2 protein-coding genes and 1 pseudogene are annotated in these 1,252 nt (G+C 68.1%); all 3 read left to right on the forward strand.

What is annotated here, in order from left to right; all coding sequences use genetic code 11:
• Window positions 1-329 (forward strand): annotated as a pseudogene (locus ACT84W_RS10000) (conjugal transfer protein TrbL); the annotation flags it as partial.
• Between the two features lie 109 nt (window positions 330-438).
• Window positions 439-897: a DNA gyrase gene (locus ACT84W_RS10005; RefSeq protein ID WP_444329103.1), complete on the forward strand. Its 459-nt coding sequence runs from the start codon at window positions 439-441 to the stop codon at window positions 895-897.
• A gap of 12 nt (window positions 898-909) precedes the next feature.
• On the forward strand, window positions 910-1,252 hold a 343-nt coding region (locus ACT84W_RS10010), incomplete at its 3' end, for a thioester domain-containing protein (RefSeq protein ID WP_444329104.1).

Raw genomic sequence — 1,252 nt, forward strand, 5'->3', positions numbered from 1 at the left:
CCCGCGCGCTCCAGCTCTACATCATGGCCGCGTTCGCCCCGATCCCGCTGGCGTTCCTCGGCATGGACGCCACGCGCCAGATAGGCCTTGGCTACCTGAAGAGCTTCGGGGCGGTCTGCATCGCCGGCGTCATCATCCTCGTGCTACTCATATCGTTCCCGCTCGTGCTCGGCGGGCTCACCGGGGCGAACCCCGGGACGGGTACCCCGGCCGACGCGGTCGCGAACGGGCTCACCTACGCGCTGCAGTACCTGGCCATGTGCGTGCTGCTCATCCTGGCCCTCGTGAAAAGCGGCTCCTGGGCGCGCGACATCGTGAGCGGCTTCTAGCGGAAAAGCGAGGAAGGGGGCGGTCGCCATGAGATAGGGGCACCGCGCCGGGGCACGCGTCCCGGCGGATGAAGACAAGGACCGATTGAAAACGAAAAGGAGGAAAGACATGGAAGAGAGGAAGAACGTGTACCTCTCGCTGCACAAGAGCTTCGTGCGCGAGGGCATCGAGTACACCGACCGCGCGACCGGCGAGGCCAGGACCTTCAACTCGGCGACCCTTCCCAAGGGCACCGTCGTCGACGGCATGGACGTGGGAGGCTACGAGTTCAGCCCCATGTTCGTTAACGAGAGCCGCTTCAAGGGGGCCGACTTCCGAGACATACCGCTGCTCGCGAACCGCGAGGTGTGGCTGAGGAAGACGGTGATGGGCCCGGACGGCCGGCCCGAGCTCGACGAGGACGGACGCACGGTCAAGGACACCGTGAAGGTCATGCCGGCGCAGCTCAAGGAGGCCGTTGACCCAGGGCGCTCGCGCTACCTCGCGGAGCGCGCCGAGCACGCCCGCCAGGCGAGCCGCGCCGCCGAGCACGAGGCGCCCCGCGCACAGCGAAGCGTCGAGAGATAGGGAGGCGGAAAGATGAACGCAGCGAAAGACTGCACCCTGCAGGAAAAGCTCCTCCGATGCGCCATGGCGCTCATCCTGGCGGCGGGGGCTCTGCTCGCCTCTGTGGCGGCCTCGCCCGCCTACGCCGCGCCGAGCACGGTAGACGTGTCCATCGGCGGCAAGATCCCCTACGGCGGCTTCGCCACCACGTGGATGAGCGCCGACGGGAACATCGCCTACTGCGCCGAGCCCTCGTCCCCGACGCCCGCGCCGGGCTCCTACTCGACGAGCCCCGTGCCGAGCGGCGACGTGACAGCGGCGATCTGGTACTCGTTCGGCTCTCCCGGCTTCGACGCGTCGATGTTCCCGGGCAGCT

Origin of the sequence: Paratractidigestivibacter sp. (genome assembly GCF_052362415.1) — a bacterium.
GTDB lineage: Bacteria > Actinomycetota > Coriobacteriia > Coriobacteriales > Atopobiaceae > Paratractidigestivibacter.